The organism is Paenibacillus arenosi, assembly GCF_014841135.1.
In the GTDB taxonomy this organism is placed as follows: Bacteria; Bacillota; Bacilli; order Paenibacillales; family Paenibacillaceae; genus Paenibacillus_B; species Paenibacillus_B arenosi.
Map to the genome: position 1 here is coordinate 207,015 of NZ_JACYTN010000006.1, position 7,091 is coordinate 214,105.

Here is a 7,091-nt window from a genome sequence, read left to right on the forward strand (position 1 = left end):
ATCCGTCTGTGAATGCTTGTTGTCGAGGAAAGAATCTCACATTTTGCGTGGTGATGTAAAATCGTGGGGTAGGTTAGAACAGCAGTATCGTAGCATACTCATGTGTACTTCTTGTGTTTTTTTCAAACTAGTGTACTAGATTCAAATATCCCCCCTAATCTTCCAAAATAACTTCATAGGCTGTTCAATGACTAACTTTAATTGTGCAGCGAGTAGGGGCTCTCTATTCTGCTACATTGAAAGTGTCGTGAACCTCGCTGTAAACAACCTCTTTTAAAAAATGTCGATTTCATATACTAACAACTCGATTTCGTTGTCACATATCCTCGATCTATATTTCATTTCCTATATTAAATAAATTTCAAACATGTAGATGAACGTTTGTACATATGATAGGGACTAACCAAGCGTCAATTTGTTCTACAGCGCCTACAAACGACAGTTTGAACTTGGTTCACTATTTAAAAGGATGAAAGGGGATTAACGATGAAGAGACGAACAATGTTCGTATTGCTCGCACTAATGCTTTCAGTAAGCACGCTTCTAAGCGCGTGCGCAAGCTCCACAACTCCTGAGGCGAATAAACCTACCGAAACGCAGAAGCCAAATAACGAAACAAAGACCGATCCTCCAACTGAGACGGCTGTCAAACAAGAATTTCGCTTCAACATAGGTACCGAGCCCCCTTCGTTAGACCCCGGTCTAGCTCAGGATGTTACTTCATCGACGATTCTCTCTGCCACATTTGAAGGTCTCACGAGCACCGATAAAGATAGTAAAGTAATACCCGGCGTTGCAGAAAAATGGGACATCTCACCTGACGGCAAAAAATATACATTTACGCTTAGACAAAATGCCAAATGGTCTAATGGCGATCCCGTGACCGCGCATGATTTTGAATATGCATGGAAACGAGTACTCGACCCGACTCTCCCGCAAACGTCACCTTATAACTACCAACTGTACTACATTAAAAATGGTGAAGCTTACTTCACAAAAAAAATAACCGATCCCAATCAAATTGGTGTCAAAGCAACGAGCGACTACACGCTTGAAGTCGAACTGGAAGATCCAACACCTTATTTCCTTGATTTAACTGCCTTTGCAACCTATTTCCCCATACACAAGTCTGCTAAGAACAACCCGGCATGGGCAAATGAGGCAAATACGCTCATCTCGAATGGACCATTCAAGGTATCATCTTGGGCGCATTCCTCACAGATCGAGTTTGTGCCAAATGAGCACTATCATAAACGTGATGAGATTAAACTGACAAAAGTGACAGCAGTCATGATCGAAGACACGAATGCCATATTGAATATGTACGAGACAAATGCGCTCGATTATATTGGACCACCGACCAATGGAGGTATTCCAAGTGAACAAATTCCGATCCTGCAGCAAACGAAGAAAGATGAGATTGCCATTAAACCACTAGCAGCATCCTATTATTATTTATTCAACAACAAGCAGAAGCCATTTGATAATAAAAAGATTCGTAAAGCGTTGGCTCTGTCCATTAACCGCCAACTGATAACTGAAAAAATTACACTTAGTGGTCAGAAACCGGCATTCGGAATCGTTCCTCCAGGCATCAACATTGTTAATGATGAGTACCGCAACCAAGTAGATGGCAACTTCTTCAAGGAAGATGTAGCAGAGGCCCAGAAACTACTCGCAGAAGGACTCAAAGAGTCTGGCCTCGATAAAATGCCTGAATTCACTCTCATTTACAACACCAATGATCTTCATAAAAAAGTAGGTCAAGCGGTAGCTGATATGTGGAAACAAAACTTAAACATCGATGTAAAACTGCAAAATATAGAATGGACGGTATTCCTAGATCAGCGCTCAGCACTTGACTATGAGGTTGCTCGTGCTGGATGGAATCCAGACTACAATGACCCGGTGACATTCCTCGATCTATATACAACCGGAAGCGGCAACAATGATATTGGCTTTAGTAACAAAAAATACGATGATCTCGTGAAGGCTGCAAAAAAAGAAGTAGATTTAGTAAAACGAAGAGACTTGCTTGCAAGTGCTGAAAAAATTCTTATTGAAGAAGAGATGGCGATACTTCCAATCTATTACAACGCTACTGCTCAGCTGCTCAAACCTAACATCAAGAACATATATGTAGATCCACTTGCTAATTTCCACTTTGCTCGCGGCTACGTCGAGTAATTCGCTTATAAGATTACCCGCAAGTCGGGATACAGGCAGCCCGCTGTTTGTATCCCGCTTTTACACATGAATACAAGCGTCTTAACACGAACTACTTGATAACGCGAGGGAGTGATCTCATGTGATGGTTCGATATATGTTGAATAAATTCGTATTTTTTTTCTTAGCTATGTTCGTTCTGTCTTCCATTACGTTTATCTTGATGAAAGCAATTCCTGGTGATCCTTTCATATCGGAGAAAGCTGTTCCTCCTGACGTGAAAGCTCGCTTGCTAGCTCAGTACGGTTTGGATAAACCATTATTTATCCAGTACACGACCTATTTAACGAATTTGCTATCTGGTGATTTAGGCATCTCGATGAAACTTGCTAATCGCGCTGTCGTTGATTTCATTCGGGATTCATTCCCACTGTCTCTCAGACTGGGTATTGCAGCTATTTTCACTTCCGTCATTATCGGCGTTACGTTAGGCATGACGGCCGCCTTTCGTCACCGAAAGCTTATGGATTCAACCGCCATGGTCATCGCTGTGCTCGGGGTATCCGTTCCAAGCTTTGTTATGGCTGCTATTTTACAATGGCTATTCGCCGTTCGTATCCCGATGTTCAATGTTGTCGGACTCGTACAAGCCAAAGATTACGTCCTTCCAACACTGGCGCTTTCCGCCATGCCTATTGCCTATATCGCAAGACTAACACGATCGAACATGCTCGAAGTGCTGCATTCTGACTATATTAAGACAGCACGCGCAAAAGGACTTAACAGTTGGACGATAATGCGGCGTCATGTGCTCCGCAACGGTATATTGCCGGTGGTCACCTTTTTGGGTCCACTTACCGCTAACGTTATTACGGGCTCTTTCATTATCGAGCAAATATTCGGAATCGGTGGATTAGGCAAAATTTATGTTCAAAGTATCGGCAATCGCGACTACTCGCTCATTATGGGCATTACGATATTTTACGGTCTTATATTAATGACCGCTCGCCTTCTCACAGATATCGCTTACGGATTTATCGATCCTCGAATTAAGCTCGGCAAGCGAAAGGAGGGTGCAGCATGACCCTTCACAATCGAAATTCTGATGCAGCAGAGCTTACGTTAACTACCGAACACTTTCAAAAGGCAGTGGTTGATCATCATGAAGCGGAAGCCATCGAACGTGTCAGTACATCAGCATGGAAAGATGTATGGTACAGGCTAAGCCGCAATTGGACAGCCATGACAGGGCTATGTATTTTAACAGCTCTCATTGTTATGGCAATTATCGGACCGTGGCTAACTCCTTATGACTTTTCAAAAAATGATCTGATGTCTACCAGCCTTGCTCCATCTGATAAGCACTGGTTTGGAACCGATGATCTCGGACGAGATATGTTTGCTCGTACATGGATGGGCGCACGCATTTCACTCATAGTCGGATTCGCTGCGGCATTCATTAACTTGATTATCGGCGTCATCTACGGCGGAATCATGGGCTACGTCGGCGGTCGCATCGGCGATATTATGAATAAAATATCAGAAATTATCTACTCGATACCAGATCTGTTAGTAGCAATTCTGCTCGTTGTCGTATTTGAGCCAAGCCTACTTACGATTATATTGGCATTTTGCCTTACAGGGTGGATCAACATGTCTTGGATTGTTCGAGGTCAAATCATTCAGCTTAAAAATCAAGAATATGTACTTGCCTCACGCTCGTTGGGAGCATCAGGTATGCGCATTTTATTCCGTCACCTGCTGCCTAACGCCCTTGGTCCCATTATTGTCATGCTCACGATGGCGGTTCCAGCCGCAATCTTCGGCGAAGCTGTCCTCAGTTTTCTCGGCTTAGGCGTCCAGTTACCGGCTGCCTCTTGGGGAACAATGATCAACGATGGAACTAAGGTTATGCTGCTCTACCCATGGCGTATGCTGTTCCCTGCGATCATGATCAGCTTGACGATGCTCGCCTTCAATATGTTCGGTGACGGCCTGCGCGATGCACTTGATCCTAAACTGAAAAAATGATGGAGGTGAGCCGTATATGCAGCAAACTGCCCCACAAGTAGACCCATTGAAAGAAGCTCTCCTAGAGGTACAGGATTTGCAAGTCTCCTTCAAAGTAAGGGATGGAGAAGTACAAGCAGTCCGCGGCGTATCATTTCATGTCCATGCTGGCGAGGCGGTAGCTATTGTAGGTGAATCGGGATGTGGAAAAAGTGTAACAGCGCAAAGTATTATGAGACTGCTTCCTACTCCGCCCTCTATTGTTAAGCAAGGGAAGCTGCTATTTAAAGGACGAGATTTGCTCGGGTTGAAAGAAAAAGAAATGCAATCGATTCGCGGCAAGGAAATCGGTATGATTTTTCAAGATCCGATGACTTCGCTGAATCCGACAATGACAGTAGGCAAGCAAATCTCAGAAGTAATCCGTCGTCATCAGAAAGTTGGATTACGCCAAGCCAAGCAGCAAGCAATCGAGATGCTTCAACTTGTCGGCATTCCAAATGCGGCTTCTCGATATGCACAGTACCCGCATGAATTCTCAGGCGGGATGCGGCAGCGGGCAATGATCGCGATTGCACTTGCCTGCCAGCCTTCGTTACTCATAGCGGACGAGCCGACAACAGCACTCGACGTTACCATTCAAGCTCAAATTCTTTGTGTCATGAAAGATTTGCAGCAGAAGTTCAACACTTCCATCATCCTTATAACCCATGACCTCGGCATTGTCGCCGACTTATGCGATCGGGTAATCGTCATGTACGCCGGGAAGATCGTTGAGACAGGAACGAAGTGGGAAATATTCAAAAATCCTCAGCACCCCTATACAAAAGGATTACTGCGCTCGCTGCCACGACTCGATCAGGCGAAGGATGAGCCACTAGTCGCCATTCATGGCACGCCACCTGATTTGCTAAAACCACCCGCTGGCTGCGGATTCTTCGCCCGCTGCGAGCATGCTATGCAAATTTGTAACGAAGTTGATCCACATCCAACAGTGCTTAGTGAGTCGCATGTATCTCGATGCTGGCAGTTGCACCCCTTAGCAAAGGAGGTCGTCGGATGACAGAGATCTCACCTTTGCTGCAAGTCAACGGACTGAAAAAATATTTTCACGTGAAGCGAAAAGGAGTGTTACGAGCCGTTAATGATGTGACTTTCTCCATTTGGAAAGGAGAAACATTAGGCTTAGTTGGTGAATCTGGCTGTGGAAAATCTACGGTTGGCCGCACACTGCTGCGGCTGTACGAGCCATCAGCGGGAAGCGTTACCTTCAACGGCACCGACATTTACAAATTGAATCATAAGAAACTGAAAGCTGCCCGGCGCCAGATGCAAATGATATTTCAAGATCCATACGCTTCACTCAACCCGCGAATGACCATCTCAGAAATTATTGGTGAAGCGATTGATATTCATCAGTTGGCAAGCAGTAAGGTGCAGCGCAAGCACCGCATTGAACAGCTGCTGGATCAAGTCGGATTGTGTCCTGAACATGCATGCCGCTATCCGCATGAGTTTTCAGGTGGCCAGCGGCAGCGCATTGGCATTGCCCGCGCATTAGCTGTCGACCCGCAGTTCATTGTATGCGATGAGCCTATTTCCGCACTGGATGTATCCATACAGGCACAGGTCGTCAATCTATTGAAAGATCTGCAAGGACGACTCGGCCTGACTTACTTATTCATTGCCCATGATCTATCGATGGTCAAACATATTAGTGACCGCGTGGCCGTCATGTATTTAGGAAAAATAGTGGAGCTTGCCGACAGCGAGTGCTTATATTCCGAGCCGCTTCATCCATATACGAAGGCACTCATGTCCGCCATTCCTGTGCCTGATCCCGATGTAGAGGCTGCGAAAGAACGCATCGTGCTCCAAGGCGAGATTCCGAGCCCGCTCTCCCCACCTTCAGGCTGCCATTTTCGCACCCGCTGCCCAGTGGCCACGGAACGCTGCTCAAGCGAAGAGCCAGAGTATCGCGAAGTACTTCCGCGACACTACGTGGCGTGCCACCAGGTGTAGCTGTTTGGTACAGCGATTGGGTGCAACGTTTAAGAGCTGTTAGGTGCAGCGATTAGATGTAGCTATCAGGTGCAGCTATCAGATTTAGTTATCAGGTCTAGCTATTAGGTATTAGGTACAGCTACTAGGACTAACTTTTCAGATGTGAGCTTTCAGAATCAGTTATCGGGTCTAGCTAGCTATTAATATGTAGATGTTAGATATAGATATAGATATAGATATAGATATAGATATAGATATAAGTGTAGGTGCAGATATTTGATGTAGCAACTAAGTGTAGCAACAGGTGCAGCACTTTCGGTTGTAATGGACGTTTAGGTGAAGAGTAAATGAAAGGCTTGTGAAACTAGTCCATGCTGGGATTCACAAGCCTTTTGCTGTATGCATGCATCCGATATAAGGCAGGTCGACTTTACTTAAGCTCATTTGTCGAAAATCAAGCCAATCAAGTAACGGCACTAACCACGTCTCATAAAATTCTCAATCTTCACACTACAAACTTCTAATTTTAATCATCAACCTACAATTTACAAACTTCAAACTCCAGACTTCAAACTTCAAACTTCGAATTTCAGGCTTCAGGCTTCAGGCTTCAAAACACATTCTGCGCCTTGAACACTCTTATTTGGACAAAAGTGCAGGTATTTTTTCAAAAACACTCTCTTTTTCAAACCATTTGCGCAAAAATTCATCTATTTTCGGCTTAAACCTAGTAATTAAAGTTTTTCGCTCAATTTAACTGCACTTTTGTCCATTTTGGCCCTAAAATGAGTTGAGTCCGTATAATTGTGTAAAATGGTGAACAAAAAAAAGAGCCATGAAATAGAGCCTCGTCTAGAATGAAGTTATGCAGACCCATTCAGAGGAGGTACTATTTATGACTCAATATCATA

The 7,091-nt window shown here is 44.5% G+C and carries 5 protein-coding genes; all 5 read left to right on the forward strand.

Annotated features, from left to right (window positions below; genetic code table 11):
- Positions 1-486: 486 nt before the first annotated feature.
- The gene (locus tag IFO66_RS11390) at positions 487-2,187 is read left to right on the forward strand and encodes a peptide ABC transporter substrate-binding protein (protein ID WP_192025260.1); all 1,701 of its coding nucleotides are present in this window, start codon (positions 487-489) and stop codon (positions 2,185-2,187) included.
- 124 nt (positions 2,188-2,311) lie between these two features.
- Positions 2,312-3,250 carry an ABC transporter permease gene (locus tag IFO66_RS11395; RefSeq protein WP_192025276.1) on the forward strand — a complete coding sequence of 313 codons (939 nt, stop codon included), beginning with the start codon at positions 2,312-2,314 and terminating at the stop codon, positions 3,248-3,250.
- Positions 3,247-4,197: an ABC transporter permease gene (locus IFO66_RS11400; RefSeq protein ID WP_192025261.1), complete on the forward strand. Its 951-nt coding sequence runs from the start codon at positions 3,247-3,249 to the stop codon at positions 4,195-4,197. Before IFO66_RS11395 ends, IFO66_RS11400 begins: the two co-directional genes overlap by 4 nt.
- Positions 4,198-4,213: 16 nt before the next feature.
- The gene (locus tag IFO66_RS11405) at positions 4,214-5,239 is read left to right on the forward strand and encodes an ABC transporter ATP-binding protein (RefSeq protein WP_192025262.1); all 1,026 of its coding nucleotides are present in this window, start codon (positions 4,214-4,216) and stop codon (positions 5,237-5,239) included.
- Complete coding sequence (locus tag IFO66_RS11410) at positions 5,236-6,198, forward strand: ABC transporter ATP-binding protein (protein WP_192025263.1); 963 nt, start codon at positions 5,236-5,238, stop codon at positions 6,196-6,198. The genes IFO66_RS11405 and IFO66_RS11410 overlap by 4 nt, the downstream gene beginning before the upstream one ends.
- The last annotated feature ends 893 nt before the right edge of the window (positions 6,199-7,091 follow it).